Source organism: Streptomyces sp. PA03-5A (genome assembly GCF_033792725.1).
Lineage (GTDB): Bacteria > Actinomycetota > Actinomycetes > Streptomycetales > Streptomycetaceae > Actinacidiphila.
Map to the genome: position 1 here is coordinate 38,591 of NZ_JARAVL010000019.1, position 25,659 is coordinate 64,249.

At 72.4% G+C, this 25,659-nt stretch carries 17 protein-coding genes and 2 pseudogenes; 8 read left to right on the top strand and 11 right to left on the bottom strand.

The window, feature by feature from the left end:
* The first annotated feature begins 61 nt into the window (after window positions 1–61).
* A complete protein-coding gene (locus PV410_RS23785) occupies window positions 62–1,108 on the top strand; it encodes an Acg family FMN-binding oxidoreductase (protein WP_500327491.1) in 1,047 nt (348 codons plus the stop codon).
* Here the strand turns inward: PV410_RS23785 and PV410_RS23790 are convergent.
* Window positions 1,020–2,753 carry a sensor histidine kinase gene (locus PV410_RS23790; RefSeq protein WP_500327493.1) on the bottom strand — a complete coding sequence of 578 codons (1,734 nt, stop codon included), beginning with the start codon at window positions 2,751–2,753 and terminating at the stop codon, window positions 1,020–1,022. The genes PV410_RS23785 and PV410_RS23790 overlap by 89 nt on opposite strands.
* 530 nt (window positions 2,754–3,283) lie before the next feature.
* Between PV410_RS23790 and PV410_RS23795 the strand changes: the two genes are divergently transcribed.
* A complete protein-coding gene (locus PV410_RS23795) occupies window positions 3,284–3,919 on the top strand; it encodes a hypothetical protein (protein WP_500327495.1) in 636 nt (211 codons plus the stop codon).
* Between the two features lie 90 nt (window positions 3,920–4,009).
* On the opposite strand, the gene PV410_RS23800 is transcribed toward PV410_RS23795, so the two are convergent.
* From PV410_RS23800 to PV410_RS23820, 5 genes and pseudogenes are all read right to left on the bottom strand, one after another.
* Window positions 4,010–5,170 (bottom strand): LLM class flavin-dependent oxidoreductase, encoded by a 1,161-nt coding sequence (locus PV410_RS23800; RefSeq protein WP_500327497.1) that lies wholly within the window; start codon window positions 5,168–5,170, stop codon window positions 4,010–4,012.
* A gap of 26 nt (window positions 5,171–5,196) precedes the next feature.
* Entirely contained in the window at window positions 5,197–6,393 is a 1,197-nt protein-coding gene (locus tag PV410_RS23805; RefSeq protein WP_500327499.1) for an SfnB family sulfur acquisition oxidoreductase, read from the bottom strand.
* Complete coding sequence (gene ssuE / locus PV410_RS23810) at window positions 6,390–6,947, bottom strand: NADPH-dependent FMN reductase (RefSeq protein WP_500327500.1); 558 nt, start codon at window positions 6,945–6,947, stop codon at window positions 6,390–6,392. Before ssuE ends, PV410_RS23805 begins: the two co-directional genes overlap by 4 nt.
* A gap of 106 nt (window positions 6,948–7,053) precedes the next feature.
* Window positions 7,054–7,197: pseudogene (locus PV410_RS23815) on the bottom strand (dimethylsulfone monooxygenase SfnG); the annotation flags it as partial.
* 184 nt (window positions 7,198–7,381) lie between these two features.
* On the bottom strand, window positions 7,382–7,522 hold the full coding sequence (locus PV410_RS23820; protein ID WP_500327502.1) for a putative leader peptide: 141 nt from the start codon (window positions 7,520–7,522) through the stop codon (window positions 7,382–7,384).
* Between the two features lie 76 nt (window positions 7,523–7,598).
* On the opposite strand from PV410_RS23820, the pseudogene PV410_RS23825 reads away from it, so the two are divergent.
* Both PV410_RS23825 and PV410_RS23830 read left to right on the top strand, forming a co-directional pair.
* Window positions 7,599–8,121, top strand: a pseudogene (locus tag PV410_RS23825) (LysR family transcriptional regulator); the annotation flags it as partial.
* Window positions 8,101–9,315, top strand: a complete 1,215-nt coding sequence (locus PV410_RS23830; RefSeq protein ID WP_500327695.1) for an LLM class flavin-dependent oxidoreductase — start codon at window positions 8,101–8,103, stop codon at window positions 9,313–9,315. The pseudogene PV410_RS23825 and the gene PV410_RS23830, both read left to right, overlap by 21 nt.
* 48 nt (window positions 9,316–9,363) lie before the next feature.
* Here the strand turns inward: PV410_RS23830 and PV410_RS23835 are convergent, their stop codons facing one another.
* A complete protein-coding gene (locus tag PV410_RS23835) occupies window positions 9,364–10,155 on the bottom strand; it encodes an SAM-dependent methyltransferase (RefSeq protein ID WP_500327504.1) in 792 nt (263 codons plus the stop codon).
* A 640-nt stretch (window positions 10,156–10,795) separates the two neighbouring features.
* Between PV410_RS23835 and PV410_RS23840 the strand changes: the two genes are divergently transcribed.
* Both PV410_RS23840 and PV410_RS23845 read left to right on the top strand, forming a co-directional pair.
* On the top strand, window positions 10,796–14,374 hold the full coding sequence (locus PV410_RS23840) for a S8 family serine peptidase (protein WP_500327505.1): 3,579 nt from the start codon (window positions 10,796–10,798) through the stop codon (window positions 14,372–14,374).
* Between the two features lie 465 nt (window positions 14,375–14,839).
* Window positions 14,840–18,271 carry a CARDB domain-containing protein gene (locus PV410_RS23845; RefSeq protein WP_500327507.1) on the top strand — a complete coding sequence of 1,144 codons (3,432 nt, stop codon included), beginning with the start codon at window positions 14,840–14,842 and terminating at the stop codon, window positions 18,269–18,271.
* A 48-nt stretch (window positions 18,272–18,319) separates the two neighbouring features.
* On the opposite strand, the gene PV410_RS23850 is transcribed toward PV410_RS23845, so the two are convergent.
* Window positions 18,320–19,042, bottom strand: a complete 723-nt coding sequence (locus PV410_RS23850) for a class I SAM-dependent methyltransferase (protein ID WP_500327508.1) — start codon at window positions 19,040–19,042, stop codon at window positions 18,320–18,322.
* Window positions 19,043–19,263: 221 nt separating this feature from the next.
* On the opposite strand from PV410_RS23850, the gene PV410_RS23855 reads away from it, so the two are divergent.
* Window positions 19,264–20,478, top strand: coding sequence for a lycopene cyclase family protein (locus PV410_RS23855; RefSeq protein ID WP_500327509.1), 1,215 nt, complete (start codon window positions 19,264–19,266; stop codon window positions 20,476–20,478).
* The gene (locus PV410_RS23860; RefSeq protein WP_500327510.1) at window positions 20,469–22,037 is read left to right on the top strand and encodes an FAD-dependent oxidoreductase; all 1,569 of its coding nucleotides are present in this window, start codon (window positions 20,469–20,471) and stop codon (window positions 22,035–22,037) included. Before PV410_RS23855 ends, PV410_RS23860 begins: the two co-directional genes overlap by 10 nt.
* A 71-nt stretch (window positions 22,038–22,108) precedes the next feature.
* Here the strand turns inward: PV410_RS23860 and PV410_RS23865 are convergent, their stop codons facing one another.
* The 3 genes from PV410_RS23865 to crtI are packed head-to-tail and all read right to left on the bottom strand — an operon-like array spanning window position 22,109 to window position 25,637.
* Window positions 22,109–23,125, bottom strand: coding sequence for a Rieske (2Fe-2S) protein (locus PV410_RS23865; RefSeq protein WP_500327511.1), 1,017 nt, complete (start codon window positions 23,123–23,125; stop codon window positions 22,109–22,111).
* On the bottom strand, window positions 23,122–24,123 hold the full coding sequence (locus PV410_RS23870) for a phytoene/squalene synthase family protein (RefSeq protein ID WP_500327513.1): 1,002 nt from the start codon (window positions 24,121–24,123) through the stop codon (window positions 23,122–23,124). The genes PV410_RS23865 and PV410_RS23870 overlap by 4 nt, the downstream gene beginning before the upstream one ends.
* Window positions 24,120–25,637 carry a phytoene desaturase family protein gene (gene crtI, locus PV410_RS23875; protein ID WP_500327515.1) on the bottom strand — a complete coding sequence of 506 codons (1,518 nt, stop codon included), beginning with the start codon at window positions 25,635–25,637 and terminating at the stop codon, window positions 24,120–24,122. Before crtI ends, PV410_RS23870 begins: the two co-directional genes overlap by 4 nt.
* Between the last annotated feature and the right edge of the window lie 22 nt (window positions 25,638–25,659).

A 25,659-nucleotide genomic window follows, 5' to 3' on the forward strand; every position in this document is an offset into this window, starting at 1 on the left:
TCCCCCGCGAGCACGGCGGGGCGGAACCTGGAGCCAGGTTCCGGGCCGGGAGGAGACCACCATGATGCCCACGACCCTCGACGGCGCGACGTTGGAGAAGCTCATTTCCGCCGCCGTCGCCGCGCCGTCCTTCCACAACAGCCAGCCGTGGCGATTCCGCCTGGAGCCGGACACCGCCACGGTCCTGGTCCGTGCCGCGGGTGAGCGCGGGCTGCGTGAGGCCGACCCACTGGGCCGGGCGCTGCACGTGTCCGTCGGTGCGGCGGTGTTCAACCTGCGGGTCGCGGTGGCCCACTTCGGCTGGGAGCCCGTCGTCCGGCTGCTGCCGGTCCCGGCGCAGCCGGACCTGCTGGCTTCGGTACGGCTGGCCGGACCGTCCCGCAGCGGTGGGGAGCACCGTGCGGACCTGTACCAGGCGTTGTGGCGCCGGCACAGCAGCCGCGCTCCCTTCTCGGCGCACCGGCCCCCGGGGCCGGTCCTCGCCGAACTGGCGGACGCCGCCCACTCGGAGGGGGCGAAACTGTACGTGCCGGACGCCGGCGAGACCCAGCGAATACTGCGGCTGACCTCGGAGGCGGAGCAGCGGGGTGTGACCGACCCCGCGCGCCGTACCGAGAGCCGGGGCTGGATCCGCGAAGGTGCTCGGGACGGCCTGACGCCGGTGGCCCTGGGCCCGCGGGACGCCGCAGGGCGGCTGCCGATGCGGGACTTCTCCGCGCTGGGTCCGCAGAATCAGCTGCCGGCCGCGGTATTCGAGCAGCAGCCGCTGATCGCGGTGCTGTCCACCGCCCACGACCGGCGTGCGGACTGGCTGCGGGCCGGCCAGGCGTTGGAGCACGTCCTTCTGGTGGCCACCGCGCACCGGGTGCGGGCGTCGCTGCTGCACCAGGCACTGGAGTGGCCCGACCTGCGTTGGGCGCTGCGCAGCGCGGAAAGCGGGCCGGGACACGTCCAGATGCTCGTCCGGCTCGGGTACGGCCCTCAGGACCCGGCAAGCCCGCGCATGTCGGCGACGGAGGTCATGGAGGGACATCACGCGCCGGCTCCGGGCCGAGCGGCACCTTCCACTCCAGGTGCGTCCCCCCGGACGGCCTCGTCCGGACGGTGAACGACCCGCCGAGCTTCTCGGCCCGCCTGGCGAGATTCGTCAGACCGCTGCGGCGGCCGCCTTCGGGCAGCCCCACCCCGTCGTCGGTCACGGCAAGTGCCAGGATGCCGGAGCCGACCACCAGGGCGACCTCAGCCGAACCGGCGTGTGCGTGCCGTGCCACATTCGAGAGTGCCTCACCCAGCACCGCGACGACCTCGTCGGCCACTGGGGCCGGAACATCGGTGTCGATGAGGCCCTCCATCCGCAGTGCCGGGGTGAACCCGAGCGCGGGCACGGCCTCCTCGACCCCCTTCGCAGTGCGCACCCGCAGACCATGCCGGGTCGAGGTCGTTTCGTGGACACGGAGGCCGAAGATCGTCGAGCGGATGATCTTGATGGTTTCGTCCAGGTCGTCCACTGCGCGCAGCAGGCGCTCGCTCGCCTGGGGGTGGTCGACGAAACGCGCCGCGCTCTGCAGGGTCATGCCGGTGGCGAACAACCGCTGGATGGCCAGGTCGTGCAGGTCCCGGGCGATACGGTCGCGGTCCTCGAGCTGTGCCATCTGCTCTGCGGCACGGCGTCGCTCGGCCAGTTCCATGGCGAGGGCGGCCGATCCGGCGAACGCCAGCAGCAACTCCGTCTCGGTCTCGGTGAACACCGGCTGCCCTTCTGCGCGGGCCAGCAACAGCGCGCCGCGCACCCCCTGCGGGGCGCTCATCGGGACGGCCACCGCAGGGCCGAGCCCGGCGAACCGGGGCGGGCCGGCCGTGATGCGCGGATCGTGCTCCACGTCCGGGCTGGTGATCGGTTCGGTGGCCTCCATGGCGGCGCCCGCGAAGGACCCCTGCCGGGGGAGGGTGAGTCCACGGTGGAGGTCCGCGTCGGTGCCGGTGGCGATCGCCACCTCCACGTCCGTCGTGCCGTCGACCGGCAGCGCGACCACCCCGAGATCCGCGCCGGTGATGCGGCGTGCGCGCTCCACGATCAGCTCCAGGATGCGGGACTCGTCCACCCCCGACAGGAGACTGGCGGTGACCTCCGCGTTCGCCTCCAGCCACCGCTGCTTCGACCGGGCTTCCTGGTAGAGCCGTGCGTTGTCGACGGCGACGCCCGCGGCGACGGCGAGGGTGGACAACACGGTCTCGTCCTCGTCGTCGAACTCCTTGGCGCCGCGCTTCTCCGTCAGGTACAGGTTGCCGAACACTTCGTCACGGACGCGGATCGGCACCCCGAGGAACGAGTGCATCGGCGGGTGGTCGACCGGGAATCCGTACGAGGCCGGATGGTGGGAGAGCTCGCGCAGGCGCAGCGGTTCGGGGTGCCGGATCAGTTCGCCGAGGATGCCGTGGCCCGACGGCAGGGGACCGATCGCCTCGATCTGCTCGTCCGAGACCCCGACGGTCAGGAACTGCGCGAGCTTCGCGTCGTCGCCGATCACGCCCAGCGCCCCGTACTCGGCGTCCACCAGCACCACTGCCGCCTCCACGATCCGCCGCAGCACCTGCGGCAGGTCCAGCTCCCGCCCGACCGACAGCACCGCCTCCAGCAGGCTGTGCACGCGGTCCCGCGTCCCCCGGACCGCGTCGATGCGTGTCTGCAGTTCGTCCAGCAGCTCGTCGAGCCTCAGCCGGGGCAGGCGCTCCGCGCCCTCGCTGCCGTCCATCCCCACGGATCCTCCATCCGGCACAGCAGGCAGGTGACCAGCTTCAAGATAGCCGGATCGGGGCGACTTCGAACGTCCCTCCACCGGCGTTCCGCCGTTGCGACCGGCGCGGTGGCCGGGGGGCGTCGCCCACGGCCCCGGCTCCCGCAGGGGACCTGTCGCGCCCACTCGGTCCTCGACCGACGAGCCGGCCGCCGTCGACGGCTCGGCCGCCTCGCCGCGGGGCCCGGCACGTCAAGCGCGTGGGCGTGCTGCGCCTCCATGATCCGGGGGCGGCCAACACTGAGGCGCTCGGCATCCGTTTCCCGCTGCGCGGCATTCGCGCGCCGGCCCCGCCGCTGACTGCCCATGTCCGCGAACCGTTCAGCGCACACGGGCTGGTGCACCAACTGGTCGCTGCAGAAGGGACGTTCGGCCCCATGCCCACGGGCCTTCGGCCCACGGCGCCGCACCTCCGCCACGCAGGACAGTGAACACGCAACGAAATCCACCAGGTTCACGCTCCGCCCGGATCGGAAGGGATCAGCACCATGGCCATCCAAGGACACCCCCAGCGGCACACGGGGTTCCGCCTCCCCGCACGGCGCAGGACCGGCACAGGCACCGCCCCGTCCGGCGAGGCTGCTGCCGCGTCGGCAACGTCCGCCACGTCCGCGCACGTGTACGTCCTCGCCGGACTGCGCGTCCTGACCGGGTTCGTCTTCCTGTGGGCCTTCCTCGACAAGACCTTCGGTCTCGGCTACGCCACCGGCTCCGGCAAGGGCTGGATCGACGGCGGCTCGCCGACCAAGGGGTTCCTCAGCGGCGTCGCCGCGGGTCCCTTGCAGTCCACCTTCCACGCCTGGGCCGGCGCCGCCTGGGCGGACTGGCTGTTCATGCTGGGCCTGCTGGGCGTCGGCGTCGCGGTCATGAGCGGTGTGGCGCTGCGGATCTCCGCCGTGGCCGGCACCGCGATGATGGCCCTGATGTGGGTCGCCGAGTGGCCTCCGGCCCGGCACCTGGCCGACGGGTCGCCCAGCATGTCGACCAACCCCTTCGCCGACTACCACCTCGTGTACGCGGTCGTGCTGATCGCCCTTGCCGCCGCCTCCGCGGGCACCACCTGGGGCCTGGGCCGCGTCTGGGCCCGGCTGCCCGTCGTCCGCGACCACGCCTGGCTGCGCTGACGCCCGGCGCGACGCCCAGCACCGGCCCGGGGAGCTCGGCTCCCCGGGCCCTGACAGCGTGCGAGAAGGAGCCCGGCGCTCAGGGGCGGATCACGGTGTTCCTCCCGCGCCCGCGAAGGGGATCTGCGCCGAGTCGGCCGCCTGACTGCCGAAGGGGTGCCGCCACAGGCGCTGTGCCTGGAGTCTCGGCAGGACCCCCTCTCCGAACCAGTACGCCTCCTCCAGGTGCGGATAGCCGGAGAGGATGAACTCCTCGATGCCGAGGGCGTGGTACTCCTTGATCCGCTCGGCGACCTCGTCGTGACTGCCGACCAGCGCGGTACCCGCGCCACCGCGGACCAGGCCGATGCCCGCCCACAGGTTGGGGTGGACCACCAGGCGGTCGCGGCTGCCGCCGCGGTGCAGATCGAGCATGCGCCGCTGGCCCTCGGATTCGCTGCGGGACAGTCCGGCCTGGACGGCCGCGACGGTCTGCGGGTCGAATCCGTCCAGGAGCCGGTCGGCCTCGGCCCAGGCCTGCTCGGAGGTGTCGCGCGTGATGACGTGCAACCGGATGCCGAAGCGCAGGGTGCGTCCCTGTCCGGCCGCCAGGCCCCTGATCCAAGCGATCTTCTCCGCGACCTGCGCGGGCGGCTCGCCCCAGGTGAGGTAGACGTCCGCGTGCCGGGCGGCGACCTCGCCGGCCACCGGTGAGGAACCCCCGAAGTACACTTCGGGAACCGGGTCGGGCACCCGGGCGAGCTTCGCGTCCTCGACCTGGAGGTGCTCACCGCGGAGGTCGACGGACTTGCCCTCCCACAGTCCCTTCACGACCTCCAGGAACTCACCGGTGCGGCGGTACCGCGCATCCTTGTCCAGGAAGTCGCCGTACGCCCGCTGCTCATGGCTCTCTCCCCCCGTGACGACGTTGAGGAGCAGCCGTCCGCCGGTCTGGCGCTGGAAGGTGGACGCCATCTGCGCGGCGAGCGTCGGCGAGACGAAGCCGGGCCGGAAGGCCACCAGGAACTTCAGCCGTTCCGTGTGCTGGCTGACCATGGCGGTGGTCAGCCATGCGTCCTCGCACCACGCGCCCGTGGGGGTGAGCGCGCCGGCGAAGCCGAGGTCCTCCGCGGCGCGGGCGATCTGACTCAGGTAGGCGACCGTCGGCGGCCGGTCGCGGCCGGACCGCGTGGCCGGGGTGCCGTGGCCGCCTCCGACGACGTGGCGGCTGTCGCCGTTGGTGGGCAGGAACCAGTGGAAGGTGAGGGACACGTGGGCTCTCCGATCGGGGTGGTCCGTCACAGCAGGCCGTGGCGGGGCGGCCTGGTGCCGTTGAGCACGTACCGGCCGATGTGCTGGACCTTCCAGCGGGACGGGTCGTGCAGGGTGTGGGTGCGGGCGTCGCGCCAGTGACGGTGCAGGCCCAGGGAGTCGAGTGCCGACCGGGTGCCGGAGACCTCGAAGAGGGCGCTGGCGACCTCCACCGCGGTTTCCGCAGCCGTCACCTTGGCCGCGGCCACCGCGATCGAGGCCTCGGCGGCCGAGGTCTCGGTCAGGTCGGCACGCGCCGCGTCCACGGCCTTCGCCGCGGCGGCCAGGAGCGCGTCGGCGGCCCGCACCCGGATGGCCAGTTCCCCGAACCGCTGGATGAGCAAGGGGTCCTCGGCGGCGGCCTCGTGCCCCTCCTCGACGCTCTCGAACCAGGGGCGGCTCTTGGTGCGGACGAACTCCACGGCCTCCGCCAGCGCGCCGGCGGCGATCCCCGCGTCGATGGCGGCGTGCAGCAGCTGGGCCACGGCGCCGTGCAGTTGCGGGCCCCGGAAGGTGAGGTGGTGGGGCACGACCCGTTCGGCGGGAACGAGCACCGACTCCAGGCGTACGGTGCCGCTGGCGGTCGTGCGCTGCCCCATGCCGTCCCAGTCGTCCACGACGGTGAGGCCGGGCGCGTCACGCGGCGCGTACGCCACGTGGAGGTTCCCGTCGTCGGAGCGGGCGAGGACCGGGATCCAGTCGGCGAACAGGGCGCCGGTGGAGTAGTGCTTGACGCCGTCGAGCGCGTACGTGCCGTCCGGCAGCCGGGTGAGCCGGGTCCGGATGTCCTGCACGTGCCGGGTGCCCGCTTCGGACTGGGCGTTGCCGAACCGCTTCCCCCGCAGCACCTCGCGGAAGAAGAACTCCTTCTGCTCGCGGGTGCCCTGCCGGCGCAGCACGTTGACGTACACGAAGTGGCTCTGCGGGATCTGGGCGAGACTGGGATCGGCGGCGGCCAGCAGATGGAAGATGCCGGCGAGCGTCCCGGTGCTGACGTCCGCGCCGCCGAACTCGGCGGGCACGGTCACCGCGAGGAGGCCGGAGGCGGACAGCCGTTCCAGCTCCGGGCGCGGGAGCCTGCGCTGTGCGTCCCGCTCGGCGGCGCCCTTGCGGAAGTCGGCGGCGAGTGCGGCGGCGACGGCGAGCGCCTCGGCGTCGTCGGCGATGGTGGTCGCGGCGCTCATCCGGTGGCCGCCAGGAAGGTGGGGTGGCCGCCGAGCGCACCGGAGAACTGGTCCGTGACCTGACGCAGTGCCTCGGCCGATGCGGAGGCCACGGTCAGCGTGCCGTCGTCGCCCACGGTGATGTCCTTGTCGAGGGTGAACCAGCCCGGCGTGATGTGCGCGGGGTTCATGGAGCTCAGTACGGGGCGCAGGGCGTAGTCGATGGCCAGGACGTGGGCGGTGGTGCCGCCGGTGGCCAGCGGGAGGACGGTCTTGCCCGCGAGCGCGTACTGCGGGAGCAGGTCGAGCAGCGACTTCAGCAGCCCGGAGTAGGCGGCCTTGTAGACGGGGGTGCCGATCACGACGCCGTCCGCCCGGGCGAAGAGGGCCACGGCCTCGACGATCGCCGGATGGCCGAAGTCGGCGTGCAGCAGGGCCTCGGGCGGGAGTGTGCGGACGTCCAGCGGGATCACTTCGTGCCCCTGGGCGGTGAGCCGGTCGTCCAGGTGGCGCAGCAGCCGCGCGGTACGGGACGTTGCGGAGGGGCTTCCGGAGACGGACAGGACGGTGGCCATACCGGGACCTTCCAGGTGTCGGGGCGGGTCAGTGAGCGGTGCGGGTGAGGGCGGGGGCGTCGCCGGCGGGCCGGGCGGCCTCCATCTCGCGGACGAGGGGCAACGGCCCGTTGTCCTCGGCGCGCACGGCCAGTTCGCGGTTGTCGTCGTAGTCCCAGCGCTGTTCGATGCTGCTCGTGACCAGTCCGCCGCTGACGTTCGGCACCCAGTAGGCGAAACGGAGGGGGTCGGTCGCGGGTGGTGCGGGCATGGGGGTCTCCTGGCGAAGGTGCGCACGGATCGGCGCGCGCGAGGGCGGGGAGGAGGTTCGTCGACCGGAATTCAGGCGCGCGGGACGGAGGTTCCCGGGCAGGCGGCGGTCACGGCAGATGGCGGCCGCAGTACGAATTCACGGGGGAGATCGACGTGCGTGCGAGGGTTTCCCTCGGGCGCGTTCAGGCCCGGCGGCGACAGAAGGAGCTGGAGACACGCTCGAGGTCGACGTGGCGTCGCCGCGTGAGGTCCTGTCGCTTCATGTCTTCGATGGAACAGCAGGAAGTCCGGCCGGTCAAGAACGCCCGGACGCGATTCCACATGCTGAGAGACGGTATTCACGAGCTTGTGACAGGGATTCCCTTGAACCCGGCTCGCTGCCGGCGGCACTCTCCTGCCGTGCGCATCGAACAGCTCGAGTACATCGCCGCCGTCACGGTCCGGCTCGCTGCGGCGTGCCGCCGAGCAACTGCACCTGTCCCAGCCGGCGCTCAGCGAGACCGTGCGGAACCTCGAGCGCGAGCTCGGGGTGGACCTGCTGGAACGCAAGCGGTCGGGGGCGAAGATCAGCGACGAGGGCAGGGAGCTGCTGCCCCACATCCTGAGCGTGCTGGACGCGGTCGACCGGCTCCGTGGCGCGGCCGGGGAGCAGCACCGCGTCAGCCGCATGGTGCGGCTCGGCACGGTCAACAGCGCCACCGTCCCGTTGCTCATCCCGATCGTGCGCGAGTTCCGGGCCTCGCACCCGGTCACCCAGGTCGAGGTGGTCGGCGCGCAGCAGGCGGACATCCACCGCGGGCTGCTGGAGGGTGGCTTCGACCTGGGGCTGGTGAACTACCTGCGGGGCGATGACATGCCACCTGGCATCGAGTCCACCGAGCTCCTGCGCGGCCGTCCCGTGGTGTGCATCCGTTCCGACTCGAGACCGGGACGGCCGAGGAGTTGTTCGCCCGCCCCCGCCACCCGTACACCCGCGAACTGCTCGCGGCGATCCCGGGCGGGCCTCGCCCCTCCGCTGCCGCCGGGCCCACCACGCCGTGAGGAGGCACCCATGACCAGCCCCAGGATCACCTCCCTGGCGTTCCTCACTCCGGGGAACTTCGAGGACGACGATCCGTACACCGGTCTGGAGCACACGCTGCAGCTGTTCGAGTACGGCGAACGGCTCGGTTTCGACGGCGCCTGGATCCGTCAGCGCCACCTCGAACACGGGGTGGGCTCGGCCGCGGTGTTCCTCGCCGCGGCCGGGCAGCGCACCCGGCGGGTCGAGCTCGGGACCGCGGTCATCCCGATCGGGTACGAGAGCCCGTTCCGGCTGGCCGAGGACCTGTCGCTGGCCGACGTGCTGTCCCGGGGACGGCTTCAGGCCGGTTTCAGCACCGGCATGCCCCACGCCGAGCTGCTCGGCGACCTGGTGCACGACGGCGACTGGCGCAGCCTGGACCTGTCGTACGGCAGGATCGCCCGGCTCGTCGACAACCTGCGCGGCCACTACCTCGGCGGCCCTGACACGGTGATCCAGTCGCCCGGGAACACCCAGCGGCCGCGGCTGCAACCGCACGACCCCGCGCTGGTGGACCGGATCTGGTACGGCGCCGGCAGCGTGCGTTCGGTCCGCTGGGCCGCCGGGAACGGCCTGAACCTGTTGTCCGGCAACATCGTCAGCAGCGAGGGCACCGACGACTTCACGACGGCCCAGTCGAACCTGCTCTCCGAGTACCGGCGCGCCCTCGACGAGGCCCGGCCGGCGCCGCGCGTGGCCGTGGGGCGTGTGATCGTGCCCTTGGACAGCGCCGACGCGGTCACCCGGGCCCGCTACGAGCGCTACGCGGCCGGCCGGCGCGAGCGCACCCTTGCCCCGCGGGCCTTCGGCCCGAAGCAGGTCCTGTTCGCTCCCGATGTGGTCGGGACCGCAGAGCAGATCCTGGAACGGTTGACGGCGGACCCCGTCCTCGCGTCGGTGACCGAGCTGCGGCTGGAACTGCCGTACGAGTTCCACCGGGAGGAGTACGAGCAGATCCTGCACGACGTACGGCACCTGGTCGCGCCCGAGCTGGGGTGGCGGCCCGCCGAGGACGACCTGCCCGCCGGACGGCCGCTCCCCGCCGGACGGTGACGCTGCGACCCGGCCGGACCGCGTCTCGCACCGTTGCGGGCGCGGGCGTCACCGGACCCGCGCTACTCCTGCGTAGATCCCGCTGTCCTCGGGGGACGGCGCCGGGGACGTTCTGAACCACTCCGGGGCCGTCACCAGGCCGGGGGCGACCAGGTCCAGGCCGTCGAAGAATCGGGCGACTTCCGGGTGCGAACGGAAGCCGAGGCGGATGCCGCCCTTGGCGTACTCGGCGGTGACCTGTTCGGCGAGCTCCGGGAAGAGATCGGACGCGGCGTGGGACAGGACGAGGTAACTGCCCGGCGGCAGCGCGGCCAGCAGGGGGCGCACGATGCCGTGGGCGTCCTGCTCGCCGGGGACGAAGTGCAGCAGGGCGATGAGCGAGAGCGCGACGGGGCGTGTGAAGTCCAGGACGCCCCGCGCGTGCTCGACGATCTCCTCCGGCCGCCGGACGTCGGCCTCAAAAAAGTCCGTGACGCCCTCGGGACGGCCCGCCAGCAGCGCCTGCGCGTGGTGCAGCACGAGGGGGTCGTTGTCCGTGTAGACGACCTTCGCCGCGGGTGTCACGCGCTGGACGATCTGGTGCAGGTTGGGTTCGGTGGGGATGCCCGAGCCGATGTCGAGGAACTGGTCGACGCCCTGCGCGGCGAGCCAGGCGGCGGCCCGTTGCATGAACTGCCGGTTCTGCCGGGCCGCGTCACGCGCCTCGGGCGGCAGCTTCTCGCCGACGGCCTCGTCGACGGGGTAATTGTCCTTGCCGCCCAGCAGCCAGTCGTACACGCGCGCCGGGTGGGCCCTGCTGGTGTCGATCCGCGGTGAGTGGGGGGTGGTGCCGGTCGTCATGACGGACTCCATCGCCGAGGGGGGGTCGGACGTGCTGTCGATCACGGCAGTCTCGCACACCATGTCCCAGGCCAGCATGGGGAGTTGGCTGAGGTCACGGCCGCGTCCCCACGGCTTTGGTGTCACAAATGGCGACATCTTCGGGCGCTCCCGAATTCACGGCAAAACGGTGGGAGCATTCATTCCCGCCCTCGAAACTTTCGGGGAAAGCGGGGCCCCGGCCGCACCGCCGCTCGAGTTCTTTTGTTTCCGGTCGGTAAATTTCGCGGACCCTCCCCGGGCTCTTAACCCGCAGGTCACCGGGGTCTCCTGAGGGCACCTCACCCGGCCGCCATGACCAGGTCCATCCGACCCGAAAACAGAGAACGCTACATTCCGATAGCCTCAGGTTCAAGCTCTTTACACGCCCTCTTCAGTGGTGATCGAATTTGTGCAATCATCCACGCTGGAGGGCAATGTGAGACCCCCTTCTACCCGAAGATATGCGGCGGCCGTGGCTGCTGCCGTTGTCGTCGCTCTCGTCACCCCTGGAGCGGCGAACAGCGTTCCTCCCTCCCCGTCGGCCCCGGCGACACCCGCAACCGCCGAGGCACAACGCACGTCCGCACGGGTCACGTTGGTCACCGGTGACAAGGTGACGGTGACCCAGGGGCCGAAAGGCACCGCGCCCGCGGTGGAGGTCGAGCGCGCGCCGGGGGCCACGGGCTCGGTGCGCGTCGCGACCGAGGGCGGGGACACCTACGTGTTCCCCGACGAGGCGGTGGCGTACATCGCGAAGGGGCTGCTCGACAAGCAACTCTTCAACGTCACGCAGCTGATCGCCCAGGGTTACGACGACGCGCACCTCAGCGCGCTCCCCCTGATCGTCACCCGCACCGAGGGCTCCGCCACCCTCACGTCCCGCTCCTCGGCGCTGCCGGGGGCCGAGACCACGCGCAGCCTTCCCTCGGTCCGCGGCGAGGCGGTCCGCACCCGGCGGTCGAAGACGGCGGCTTTCTGGTCGGCGCTCACCGGCACCGCGCGGGCCGACGCCGAACGGGCCGCGGCCGCACCGCGGTTCACCGCCGGCGTCGACAAGGTGTGGCTCGACGGCAAGGCGAAGGCGACGCTCGCCGACACCACGGCGCAGGTCGGGGCGCCCGCCGCCTGGGCCGCGGGAGGCACGGGAGCCGGGGTGCGGGTGGCCGTCCTCGACACCGGGGTGGACGCCACCCATCCGGACCTGGTGGACCGCGTCGTGGCGTCCCGCAGCTTCGTCCCGGACGGGAACGTCGTCGACCGGAACGGGCACGGCACCCACACGGCGTCCACCGTCGCCGGGACGGGCGCCGCCTCCGGCGGCAAGGAGCAGGGGGTCGCCCCCGGCGCCGACCTGTTGGTGGGCAAGGTCCTGGACGACACCGGATCCGGGACCATTTCGGGGATCATCGCCGGTATGGAGTGGGCGGCGCGGACCGAGCACGCCAAGGTGGTCAGCATGAGCCTGGGCGTCAGCGGCTGGCACACCCAGGACGATCCGCTGAGTCAGGCCGTCAACCGGCTGAGCGCCGAGACGGGTGCGCTCTTCGTCATCGCCGCGGGCAACGACGGGCCCGGCGCCTACAGCGTGGCAGCGCCCGGGACGGCGGACGCCGCGCTCACCGTCGGCGCGGTGGACGCGTCCGACCACGTCGCCGAGTTCTCCAGCGCGGGACCCCGGATGAACGACGACGCCATCAAGCCCGACATGACCGCCCCCGGCGTGGACGTGCTGGCGGCGCGCTCGCAGTACATGGAGTGGGGCGAGGGCTTCTACCGGGTCGACAGCGGCACTTCCATGGCCACGCCCCATGTGGCCGGGGCGGCGGTCCTCCTGGCGCAGAAGCACCCGCGGTGGACGGGCCGGCAGATCAAGGACGCCCTGATGGGCACCACCGTGCCGACCCCCGACTACAGCCCCTACCGGGCGGGCACCGGCCGGCTGAACGTGGCCGCCGCCTACAACCAGGACCAGGTCATCGCGACCGGATCGGTCGACGCGGGGCTGGTGCGGTGGTCGCCCGGTGCGCCGCGGCAGCCGGTCAAGCGGCAGATCACCTACACCAACACCACCGACCGCCCGATCACCTTGCAGCTCTCCGTCGACCGCGGCGACTCCCCGGCGCAGGTGTTCGCGTTGTCCGGCGACCGGGTGACGGTTCCGGCGAACGGCACCGCCACCGCCGAGGTCGTGGTGAATCCGAAGGGCCTCGCGGCGGGCCAGTACGGCGCCCGGGTCACGGCACGCCACGCGGGCGGTGACGTCCACACGGCGGTCGGGGTCTCCGTGGAGTCCGAGAAGTACGACCTCACCATCCGCCTGAAGGACCGCTCGGGCCGGCCCGCGAGCGGCGAGGTCGAGGTCCGGAGCGCGGACGGCGGTTCCACCTACCTGTGGGTTCCCGACGGGTCGCTGACCAGCCGCTGGGCGCCCGGTTCCTACATGGTCGCGTCGCTGGCGGACGTGCAGGGACTCCACGGGCCCCACTCCCTCGGGCTCGCGGTGCTGACGGCACCCGAGATCGAGCTCACCGGCGACCGCTCCGTGGTGCTCGACGCCTCCCGGGCCCGCCAGGTCAAGGTGGCGACACCGCAGCCGACCAGCGTGGTGAGCAGCAGGATCGACCTGTACCGCTCCTTCACCTCCGGCACTCCGACCCCCGGCGACGGGAGCGCCCTGCGCGAGCGGATCTGGCCCTCGGCGACGTACGACAGCCTGTGGGCGCTGCCGACCAAGGACGAGGTGCGCAAGGGAAGCTTCGTCTTCACCACCAGGATCCGTGCCGAGCAGCGGCCCCTGGAGATCACCTACCGTGGCCACCGCCTCGACGACCCGCTCGTGCAGCCCGGTTCCCGGCCACTGCGGGACGGCACCTCGCGCCTGGACGCCGTCTTCGCCGGTACCGGCACGCGGGCCGAGTACGCCGGCGTGTCCGCCCGCGGCAGGGCCGTGGTGGTCCGCGACAGCGACGCCGTGACGCCGGCCGATCAGGCCGCGGCGGCGCGCGCCGCCGGTGCGGCACTGCTGCTGGTGGTCAACGACCGCGAGGGCCGCGGCAGCGACTGGTACGGCGACCCCGACAAGGTGACGACCGGGCAGCTCCCGGTCGCCTCGCTGTCCCTGGACGAAGGGGAGGCGCTGATCAAGGAGGCCACCGCGGCGGGCAGGAAGGGCGTGCGGCTGGCGGTCGAGGCGCATCCCGCGCCGACGTACCTGTACGACCTGGTCGACCAGCACCTCGGTGGGATTCCCGTGGATCCCTCCGCCAGGACGGACGCCCGCAGCCTCGCGCGCGTCGACGTCGACTTCACCCCGCCTCCCGGACGGCAGGTCACCGAGTCGCGGCTGGACTTCCCGTCGTACGACTATCCGCCGTACAACGGGTTCTCGCCCAACGCGCTCCCCGCCGAGGTGGTCGCCCCCGGGCGGCGCACCGACTGGGTCACCGCCGGCGTCACGTGGCAGCAGAACGCGGCGCTGGACGGCTGGGGCGGCTCGTCGACGGACCTGATGACCTACCGGGCGGGCAGTGTGCACAAGGACCGCTGGTTCGGGCCGATCACCCGGCCGCGCATGGTCACCTCCGACCTCCCCTACCGGGGCGAGAACGCGATGAGCGCCTACATCCAGGGGTTCGGCGACGCGGGGTCGGCGCACAGCGGCGGGTCGCGCATGTACCAGGCGATCTCCTTCTACCAGGGCGACCGGCAACTGACCCACATGGAGGGCTTCCCCTGGTTCGGCGTCGGTGACCTGGCGCCCGAGAAGCTCCCGTACCGGCTGGTCGTCGACACCAAGGGCGACACCGGGCTCAGCCCCTACTCCACCGCCACCCGCACCGAGTGGCGCTTCAGCTCCGGTGCCCCTGAGGGTGTGCAGGCCGTCCCGTTGGTGCAGTTGGACTACGGCACGGCACTGGACGCCGAGGGCCGGGCGCAGCGCAGGACGGAACTCTCGGTCTCTCCGGTGGTGCTCGGCAGCTCGGCCGCGGGGGACGCGGTCTCCTCGGTCCGGCTGGAGGTCTCCTACGACGACGGCGCGACCTGGCTGCGCCAGGGACTCAAGCAGAAGAAGGGCACCTGGCAGGCGGCTCTGAACGCGCCGCACCGGGCCGGCTACGTGTCGATCCGCGTCACCGCCGAGCAGCGCAACGGCGGCGGAGTCACCCAGACCGTCACCCGGGCCTTCGGCCTGAAGTGACACCGTGAGGGGCCGGTGCCCGGCACGACATCGTGCCGGGCACCGGCCCTTTCGCATGCCCGCCAGCGATCTTGCGTAGGGCACTCAATAAATTGCATCCCCTTCGAGCGCTCGCCACACCGACGCCGGCTCATCCGGACGCCGTTCGTAGGGTCTAACAGGGTCTATGCCGCCATGGCCCACAGACCCACGCGCGCAAACGATCCGCAAGTGACGCAAGCACGGCTCGGCCTCAACTACCCCTGAATTACAAGCTGTTGACAAACCCGAGACGTACGAGAAACCTAATGACGCAGTTTCCGCAAGAAGTTGACTGGCTGACTCAATTGGCGTGCATGGCCGGCTCTCACGTCGGGACGCTCCCCTTCGGTCCCCGCTTCTCCTGCTCCCCCTGCTCCCCCTGCTCCTCCTGGTTCCTCCTCGCCCGGCTGCCGCGCTCCCCGCCCCCACGGAATAGAGGACCCTATGCATTGGAGACCCCTCGGCCGACGGTCGCTGTCCGCCGCCGTCCTGGCCGGGCTCATGACGGTCGGGCTGTTACCCATCTCCGCCACCGCACAGGCAGCCCCCACGGCCTCGGACGCTGCCGCCGCCGACGTCAACCTCGCCCTCGGCCGCCCTGCCACCGCCGGCGGTTCCCTCGGCGCGTACCCGGCCGGGAACACCACCGACGGCGCCCAGGCCTCCTACTGGGAGGGCCCGGCCGGCTCCTTCCCCCAGTGGGTGCAGGTCGACCTCGGCGCCACCCGTGCCGTCGACCGGATCGTGCTCAAACTGCCCTCCGGCTGGGAGACCCGGACCGAGACGCTCTCCCTGCAGAGCAGCACCGACGGATCCTCGTTCACCACGCTCTCCGCCTCCGCCGGCCGGGTGTTCAACCCGGCCCAGGCCAACACCGTCGCCGTGGACCTGAGCTCGCCCGTCAACGGCCGGTACGTCCGCGTCAACGTCACCGGCAACACCGGCTGGAACGCCGCGCAGCTGTCCGAACTGGAGGTGTACGGAGAGGACGGCGGCAGCACCGACCCGCCGCCCACCGGCACCAACCTGGCGCGCAACAAGCCGGTCGAGGCCACGTCGTCGACGCAGACCTACGTCGCCGCAAACGCCACCGACGACTCCACCTCCACCTACTGGGAGGCGGCCGGCCACCCGGCGGACCTCACCGTGAAGCTCGGCTCCGCCGCGGACGTCACCGCCGTGGTGGTCAAGCTCAACCCGGACCCGGTGTGGGGCGCCAGGACCCAGGGCATCCAGGTGCTGGGCCGCGGGGCGTCCGACACCGGCTTCACCTCGCTGCGCGACCGCGCGGACTACGCCTTCAGCCCGGGAACGGGCAACGCGGTGACCATCCCGGTCAGCGGCCGCTGGGCCGACGTGCGCCTGCGGTTCTTCTCCAACACCGGCGCGCCCGGCGGGCAGGTCGCCGAGTTCCAGGTCGTCGGCACCGCGGCGCCCGCGCCCGACCTCACCGTCACCGGCCTGACCTGGTCACCGGCCGCCCCGTCGGAGCGGGACGCGGTCACCGTGAACGCCGGGGTGCGCAACGCCGGCACCGCGCGCTCGGCCGCGACGACCGTGGACGTCAGCGTGGAGGGCACGGTCGCCGGCAGCGCCGACGTGCCCGCCCTCGACCCGGGTGCGTCCGCCACCGTCGCCGTCTCCACCGGCACCCGCGCGGCCGGCAGCTACGCCGTCTCCGCGGTGGTCGACCCGCGCAACACGGTCGCCGAGCTGGACGACACCAACAACAGCCGGAACGCCGCGGACCGGCTGGTCGTCAGCCAGGCCCCCGGCCCCGACCTCGAGGTGACCTCCATCGCCACGAACCCGGCGAATCCGGCCGTGGGCGCGTCCGTCTCCTTCACCGTCGCCGTGCACAACCGCGGCATCACCGCCGCCGCGGCGGGTTCGGTGACCCGGCTCCAGGCCGGCACCACCACGCTGAACGGCACGACCGGTCAGGTCGCGGCCGGTGCCACGGTCAACGTGGCGATCGGCGGGACCTGGACGGCGACCGCCGGCGGGGCCACGCTCACCGCCACCGCGGACGCCACCGGGGTCGTCACCGAGACCAACGAGAACAACAACGTGCTCACCAAGTCCCTCGTCGTCGGACGCGGCGCCGCCCTGCCGTACACCGAGTACGAGGCCGAGGACGGCCGTTACCAGGGCACCCTGCTCACCGCCGACGCCAAGCGGACCTTCGGGCACACGAACTTCGCCACCGAGTCCTCGGGCCGCAAGTCCGTCCGCCTCGACTCCGGCGGTCAGTACGTCGAGTTCACCTCCACCACGTCCACCAACTCCATCGTGGTGCGCAACTCCATCCCCGACGCCTCCGCCGGCGGCGGAGCCGACGCCACCATCAGCCTGTACGCCGACGGCACGTTCGTGCAGAAGCTGAACCTCTCCTCCAAGCACAGCTGGCTGTACGGCAGCACCGACGACCCGGAGGGGCTGACCAACCGGCCGGGCGGCGACGCGCGGCGGCTGTTCGACGAGGCGCACGCGCTGCTGTCGCGCACGTACCCGCAGGGCACCACGTTCCGTCTGCAGCGCGACGCGGGCGACTCGGCGGCCTACTACGTCATCGACCTGATCGACCTGGAGCAGGTGGCTCCCGCGCTGAGCAAGCCGGCCAACTGCACCTCGATCACCGAGTACGGGGCCGTCCCCGGCGACGGGCTCGACGACACCGACGCCATCCAGCGGGCGGTCACCGCCGACCAGAACGGCCAGATCTCCTGCGTGTGGATCCCGGCCGGGCAGTGGCGGCAGGAGCAGAAGATCCTCACCGACGACCCGCTCAACCGCGGCCAGTACAACCAGGTGGGCATCAAGGACGTCACCATCCGCGGCGCGGGCATGTGGCACTCCCAGCTCTACACCCTGACCCCGCCGCAGAACGCCGGCGGCATCAACCACCCGCACGAGGGCAACTTCGGCTTCGACATCGACGGCAACACCCAGATCTCCGACATCGCCATCTTCGGCTCGGGCACCATCCGCGGCGGCGACGGCAACGCCGAGGGCGGTGTCGGCCTCAACGGGCGCTTCGGCAAGGACACGAAGATCACCAACGTGTGGATCGAGCACGCCAACGTCGGCGTCTGGGTGGGCCGTGACTACTCCAACATCCCCGAGCTGTGGGGCCCCGGCGACGGGCTGGAGTTCACCGGCGTCCGGATCCGCGACACCTACGCCGACGGCATCAACTTCGCCAACGGCACCCGCAACTCCACCGTCTACAACTCCTCGTTCCGCAACACCGGCGACGACGCGCTGGCGGTGTGGGCCAGCAAGTACGTCAAGGACACCTCCGTCGACGTCGGCCACGACAACCACTTCCGCAACAACACCATCCAGCTGCCCTGGCGGGCCAACGGCATCGCGGTCTACGGCGGCTACGGCAACACCATCGAGAACAACATCGTCTCCGACACGATGAACTACCCGGGCATCATGCTCGCCACCGACCACGACCCGATCCCCTTCTCCGGTCAGACCACCATCTCGGGCAACGCCCTGTACCGGACGGGCGGCGCGTTCTGGGGCGAGGCGCAGGAGTTCGGCGCCATCACGCTCTTCGCCCAGGGCACGGACATCCCGGGCGTGACCATCCGGGACACCGAGATCCACGACTCGACCTACGACGGCATCCAGTTCAAGACGGGCGGCGGCTCCATGCCCGGCGTCAAGGTCACCGACGTCCGCATCGACAACTCCGTCAACGGCTCCGGCATCCTCGCGATGAGCGGCGCCCGCGGCAGTGCCACCCTGACCAACGTCACGATCACGAACTCGGCCCAGGGCAACGTACTGATCGAGCCCGGCTCCCAGTTCACCATCACCGGATCGCCGAACGGCGCATCCGCAGCGCGCAGGTCCGTCTGAAACCGGCGGGGTCCCCGGCTCACCGCGAGCCGGGGACCCCGCACGGTGTCACGTCCGGCCGCCGACCGGCGCTCGTGCCACGAAGGTGTGCGCGACGCCGGTCTGCCAGCCGGGCAAGGGCAGGACCCGCACCTGCCGGAAGCCCGCCCGTCGCATCCGTGCGGCGAAGACGTCGGCGGTGTCGAACGCGAGGACGCTGCGCCACAGATGCTCGTACAGGGGGCGGTCCCCGGTCAGGCGCGCGACGGGCAGGAGCAGTCCCCGGCACACCGCGGTCCATACCGCGCGATGGCGAGGCCGCCCGCTGAGGGTGTACTCGTGGACCGCGATGCGCCCGCCGGGGGCCATCGTGTCCAGCACCCGGGCGAGGACCAGATCAGGGTCGGCCACGTTGCGGAAGAGGTAGGCGGCGAACACCGCGTCGAACGGTCCGGCCGCCCCCGCTTCGGCAAGGCCCTCGGCCGGGGCGTGGTGGAAGGTGACACCAGGGCCCCATCGCTTGCCGGCCGCGACATGGAGCATGCCCTCGGAGGAGTCGACCGCGGTGATCCGCGCACGCGGGGCCGCCGTGAGCAGGGCGACGGTGGACGCACCGGTGCCGCACCCCAGGTCCAGCAGCCGCATGCCCGAACCACCGGCAGGCAGCCGCAGCCGCCGTGCCGACCGTCGCAGATGGGCGTGGTAGCCCGGATTGACGGCGACCATCCGGTCGTACAGCGTGGCGGCGTGGTCGAACGCGGACGCGAGTTCGCCACCGTGCATCAGGGTCATGCCGTGCTCCTCTGCCGCCGGAAAGGTACGGGGACGGCGAACGCCGGCCATGTCCGGCCAGTGCCCATCCCACCCTCGGTCCCGTCGAGGCGCACCTCGGCGGGCACGTCCACGGACGGATCAAGAAGCGCGTGTCCGGGTCGACCGTGGTCCCTCCCGGCCGCGGAAGCGGCGATCATCGCCACAACCGCTCCGCACGCGTCACCGTTCGGGAGGATCCGTTGACCGAGGCCGACCACCTGGATGCCGTCGACGTCGTGATCGTCGGGGCGGGCGCCGCCGGGCTGTCGCTGGCCCACCGTCTGACAGCCTCGCCGGGTCCGCGCGGCCTGCCCGCATCGGTCGTGCTCGTCGAGCCCCCGGCGGGGTCGCCCCTCCGCTCCCCCGCCCGGAGCTGGTGCTCCTGGGAGCACGAGCAGGACGAGTACGACAGCCTGGTGGCCGCCCGCTGGCACCGGATGCGGATCACGGCCAGGGACGGCCGCCACATCTCGTTCACGTCCCCTCGCGCCTACCGGATGATCCGCTCGGCCGACTTCCTCCACGGAGTCGGTGCCGTGCTCGAGCGCCGGCCCGGAGTACGAAGGGTCGCGGCGACCGTGACCCAGGTGCGCGACGTGCCGGGAGGCGCCGAAGTGACCGGCCACGACGTGGCAGGACGTGCGATCCGGCTGAACGCCCGCTGGGTCTTCGACTCACGGCCCCCGAGCGACCTGCCGGCCGCCCGCACCACGCTCCTGCAGCACTTCCGGGGCTGGTTCGTCACCACCCGGGACGACCGCTTCGACCCCGAAGTCGCCGACCTGATGGACTTCCGCACCCGCCAGCCCGAACACGGCCTGTCCTTCGCCTACGTGCTGCCCTTCACCCCTCGCGAGGCACTGGTCGAGTACACGGAGTTCTCCGCCGAACCGATGACGGGGTCCGCTTACGACGCGGCACTGGAGGAGTACGTCCGCGGGAGGCGCATCTCGCACTACTCCGTGACAGCTGTCGAACAGGGGGTCATCCCCATGACGGACGGGCGCTTCCCCCGTCGCGCGGGGCACAGCGTGTTCCGGATCGGCGTGGCAGGGGGCGCCACCCGCCCGTCGACGGGGTACTCCTTCGCCGGGATCCAGCGGCAGTCGGCCGCGGTGGCCGCCGCCTGGCAGGCCGGCCGGACCCCCTGGCCACCCGTACCGCACGCCGCACGTCACCGCTTCATGGACGCCGTCATGCTGCGTGCGCTGGCGACCGGCCGGGCCGGTGGGGCGGGCTTCTTCGAAGCTCTGTTCAGCCGCAACCCCCCGGACCGGATCCTGCGTTTCCTCGACGGCACGTCAACCCTGCACGAGGAGTGGGCGATCGGTCTCACCACACCGGTGCCGGCCATGCTGCGCTCATTGCTGGAGCTCCCTCTGGTTCCACGACGAAAGGCCACCGCATGCCCGTGAATCCCCCCTTCCGGCCGGTCCGTCCCGGCCGCGATCGCAGGGCCGGCCTGTGGCCGGCGCGGGACGGCGCCGATCGTGTTCCGGCACCTGGGCCCCGCGTCGCCGTGGTGGGTGGAGGCATCGCCGGGATCGCCGCGACCGCCGCACTCGCCGAGCGCGGCGTCCGGGTCGACCTGCTGGAGCGGGAGGAGGTGCTCGGCGGCAGGGCCGCCGGATGGCGGACCACTCTGGCCGACGGCCGCCCGGTCACGATGAGCCGGGGTTTCCACGCCTTCTTCCGCCAGTACTACAACCTGCGCGCACTGTTCCGTCGGGTCGACCCTGGTCTCGACTCGCTGCGACCGCTGGCCGACTACCCGCTCCAGCGCGGCACCGGCGCCCGTGACAGCTTCCGCAACGTGCCGCGCACACCGCCGTGGAGCGTGCTGGGCTTCGTCGCGCTCAGCCCCAGCTTCGGCTGGTCGAGCCTGGCCCGGATGAACCCGCGGGCCGCCCTGCCGCTGCTGGACGTGCGCGTCCCTGAGGTGTACGAGCGGCTCGACGGGATCAGCGCGAGCGCCTTCCTGGACGACATCCGTTTCCCGGAAGAGGCCCGGGACCTGGCCTTCGAGGTGTTCTCGCGCAGCTTCTTCGCCGACCCGAAGGAGCTGTCCGCCGCCGAGCTGGTGCTGATGTTCCACATCTACTTCCTCGGTTCGTCGGAGGGGCTGCTGTTCGACGTTCCCCGCGAGCCGTATCCGCAGGCGTTGTGGGAGCCGCTGTCCGACCACCTGTCCGGGATGGGGACCGCCATCCGTACCGGTCGCACGGTGCTGGCCGTGCACCCCGACGGGGACGGCTTCCGGCTCACGGTCACCGCGACCGGTTCACCTCACGCGCCGCAGGAGCACGGGTACGACGCGGTGGTCCTCGCCCTCGACACGGCCGGGCTTCAGGCCGTGGTCGCGGCGTCACCCGGCCTGGAGAGGGGCGGTTGGCGCGCGGGCGTCGAACGCCTACGGCAGGCGCCGCCCTTCCTGGTCTCGCGCTGCTGGCTGGACCGGCCCGTGCGGCCCGACCGGCCCGGCTTCCTGGGGACCAGCGGCTTCGGCCCGGTGGACAACGTCAGTGTCCTGAGCCACTGGGAGGGAGAGGCGGCCCGGTGGGCTCGGGAAACCGGGGGTTCGGTGGTGGAGCTCCACGCGTACGCCGTCGACCCAGCCGCCGACCGGACCGTCGTCGCGGACTCGATGCTGCGCGAACTGCACCGGATCTACCCCGAGTGCGCCGGGGCGACCCTGGTCGACAGCCGCCACGAGTGGCGGCAGGACTGCCCGCTCTTCTCCGTCGGCGGCTACCAGGACCGGCCCGGCGTGCTCACCTCCCACCCCCACCTGGTGCTCGCCGGAGACCTGGTGCGCACCGCGCTGCCGGTGGCCTTGATGGAGCGCGCGGCGACCACGGGCATGCAGGCGGCGAACGCGCTCCTGGCGACCTGGGGCGTACGCGGCCACCCGTTGTGGTCGGTCCCTCTGGGTGGGCGGAACCACGTCATGCGCGCCCTGTCCCGGTGCGGCTGAATCCGCCGAGGCCCTACGGCACCCCGTCGAACGGGGCCGCTCCCCACGGCCGCTCACCGCACGGCAGGGCGTCAGCCGGGGAACCGGCCCTGGCTGCGCAGGGCGTAGCGGCGCTCGGCGTAGGCGAGGTCCTCGCGCCACAGCCGGCCGGCACCGCGCCGCATCAGCGACCGCATCAGCGGCGCCGCCCGGCGCGCGAGGGTGAAGCCCCGGCGCGGCGAGTGGGCGACGACGGCTTCGATCACGGCGGTGCGCGGTCGTCCGTCGCTGCCGGGGCCGAGGGGTGTGGCGTGGGTTTCCACAACACTGGTGGCGCCCTCCCCGGAGACGATCCGCATCACCACGGTGCGCGGCCCGGGCGCGGTGAACTCCGCCCGCACCGGAACGCCGAGGCGCCCACGGACGCGGAAGGAGACGTCGACCAGGAACCGGTCCACGGCGACGTCTGCCGGACCCGAGTCATGGGCGGCAGGGGCCTCGGCGACACTCAGGTCGGCGAAGGAGTGAGGGTGGAACCAGGCGCCGTGCCAGGGGTCGAGCCGGTTGGCGACGACGTCCTCGGGTTCGCAACGTCCGGCGACGGTCATGACGGCCGCCAGTGACGAAGCGAGGGCGGGCCGCGTGGGGACGGGCGGCGCCGCCGAGGGCTCCTCACCGCCGACGGCGTCCAGACGCGCCCACACCAAGAGGCCGTCGTCGTGGGCGGGGTAGGGCTCCCAGCCGGGAAACCCCGAGGGCTTCAGCGCGAGGCCGTGCCAGTGGCAGACGATCGTGCCGTCCCGCACGAAGCTTTCGCACAGCGGAGCGCCCAGGTGGGGGCAGGCGCCGGGGGCGGCCCGGACTCGCCCCTGACGGTCCCGCCACAGCACCAGTTCGACGCCGGCCACGCACCTCCCGGTGATGCGCCCGCTGGCGACCTCCGAGCTGGCCGCCACCACGTACCAGTTCCCGGACGGCCGGGCCTGGGCGCGCTTCAGCGCGGCCGCGACGAGGGCCGGTTTGGCCTCGTGCCAGGTGGGCGGCTGGTCCTGCCACTTGCCACCGCTGAGCAGGGCCAGCGGATGGAACGGACGGCGGGAGCGGCTCATACCGGCGACCCCTCGGGAGTGTCGGATGCGGCACCGGACGGCGCCGGGCGCGGGCAGGCCCGATGGACGGCGCGGCTCGAGGCGACGGCGATCAGACCACGGGCGGCTTCGCGCGCACGGCGGTGGCGGGGCACGGCCACGCGGCGGTGGAGCACCGGGTAGCCGGCGGCCTCGATCTCGTCGAGGATGCCCCGGTAGAGCACCAGTGCCGTTCGGACGCAGGGGCGCGAGACAGGTGCGAGCAGGCCGATGCCGGTGGCGGCCCGCCGGTACACACCGCGGGTGAGAGCGGCGGTCTCGTGAAGGGCGGCGCGGACCCGTGGGTCGGTGGTGCCCCGCTGCCGGCACCACGTCAGGAGGGCCTGGTCGGCCCCGTGGGCGCCCAGGATGTCGCCGGGGATGTAGACGCGACCGCGGTCGAGATCCTCCCCGACGTCGCGCAGGAAATTGGTGAGCTGGAAGGCGACGCCGAGTGCGGCCGCCGCAGGAGCGGCCTCCTCACGCGACGTCACGGTGCCGAGGACCGGCAGGACCTGGAGGCCGATCACCGCGGCCGAACCGTGCATGTAGCCGGCCAGGTCGCCGTAGGTGGGGTAGGCGGTGACCGTCAGGTCCATCTGCATCGAGGCCATGAAGTCGGTGAACAGCGTGTGGTCGAGTCGGTGCCGGCGGACGGTGTCGGCGAGCGCGGTGACCACGGGATGGTCCGCGTGGCCCGTGCGCAGTCCGTCCAGCAGCACCGTCTCCAACTCGGCGAGCGCCTGCTTCCGGGCGGCGGAGGTGACACCGCTGCCGTCGTGGCAGTCGTCGACGATGTCGTCGGCCCACCGGGCGAAGCCGTAGAGGGCGTGGACGAAGGGGCGGCGGTCCGGGGTGAGCAACCGGGTGGCCAGGAAGTAGGTCTTGCCGTGCCGTGCGTTCAGCGCCCGGCAGCGGCTGTAGGCTGCCCGCGTCCGGGGCTCGGTGATCCCCGCGGCGTCGAGTTCACGGGCGGTCACGGGACGCTCCTGCGCGGCCGGTGCCGGGCCACCGCACGGTCCCCGGCGATGCGGGCGGCCGCTAGCTTCCCGGAGATCAGCACGGTGGGCACTCCGACACCCGGTACGGTGCCGCAACCGGCCAGCACGACGTTCTCGGCACCGTGGACGAGGTTGCGGGCGCGGAAGGGGCCGGTCTGGGCGAAGGTGTGAGCGGCGGAGAAGGGTGTGCCCGCGGCGTGCCCTTCGGCCGCCCAGTCGGCAGGTGAGACGGTCCGCGAGGTCTCGACGGACGCCTCGAACCCCTCCAACCCGCGCTTTTCCAGTTCTTCCACCAGGCGCTCCCGGTAGGTGGGGCCCAGCTGGGCCCAGTCGGCGGGGCCGGTGGAGAGGTTGGGGCACGGGGCGAGGACGTAGTGCAGGTGCCGGCCTTCGGGGGCGAGGGAGGGGTCGGTGGTGGTGGGGCGGGTGATGAGCAGGGAGGGGTCGCTCATGAGCCGTCCGAGGCGGGTCAGTTCGTCGAAGGTGCGGGTCCAGGCGCCGCCGAAGGAAAGGGTGTGGTGTGCCAGCTGCGGCCACGTCCGGCGGGTTCCGGCGTGCAGCACGAACGCGGAGGGCGACCAGCGCAGCCGTACCGGCCGCCGGGGGACGCGACCGAGGAGCCGGTACGCCACCGGCAGGTCGGGGGTGAGGACCACGGCGTCACAGGCGAACCGTTCACCCTCGGCGGTGCGTACGGCCGTGACCCTGCCGCCCGTGCTGCGCTCCAGGACGGCCACCTCGCTGTGGTAGCGGAGGTCGGCCCCCGCGCCGGCGGCCTCGGCGGCGAGCGCACGGGCCACGGCGTGCATGCCGCCTCGTGGGAAGTACACACCGGCGACCGTGTCCATATAGGCGATCACGGCGTACGCGGCAAGCGCCCGGGCGGGTGGCACTCCGGCGTACAGGGCCTGGAACGAGAAGACGCGCTGCAAACGCTCGTCCTTGACGAAGCGCGCGATGCGCGGCTGGAGCCGGCCGAATCCGCCGAGCGCCGCCAGCCGGGCGAGGTCGGGGGTGAGCAGCGACAGGGGCGAGTCGAAGTTGACGTCGATGAAGCCGCGCATCTGCACCCGGTACAGCTCGCTCAGCCAGCGCCGCAGCCGCCGGTACCCCAGTGCCTCCCGCCCGCCTGCGAACCGGGCGACCTCGGCCTCCATCACGGCAGGGTCGGAATGCACGTCGAGGGCGGAGCCGTCGGCGAACTGCGCGCGGTAGGCGGGGTGCAGCGGCTGTAGCTCCACCCGCGAGGCCAGGGTGCCGCCGGTGGCCGCGAACGCTTCCTCGAGGAGATCGGGCATGGTCAGTACCGTCGGCCCGGTGTCGATGCGGTAACCCCCGAGCTCGAGCAGACCGGCGCGGCCCCCGGGTCCACCGGCCCGCTCGAGAACGGTCACCCGGCGACCCGCGCCCAGCAGGTGCAGTGCAGTGGCCAGCCCGGACAGCCCTGCGCCGACGACGACCACGTGATCGGTGGGGCCCTGAACGGACCTCATCAGCAGTCCTCCTGCGACTCGG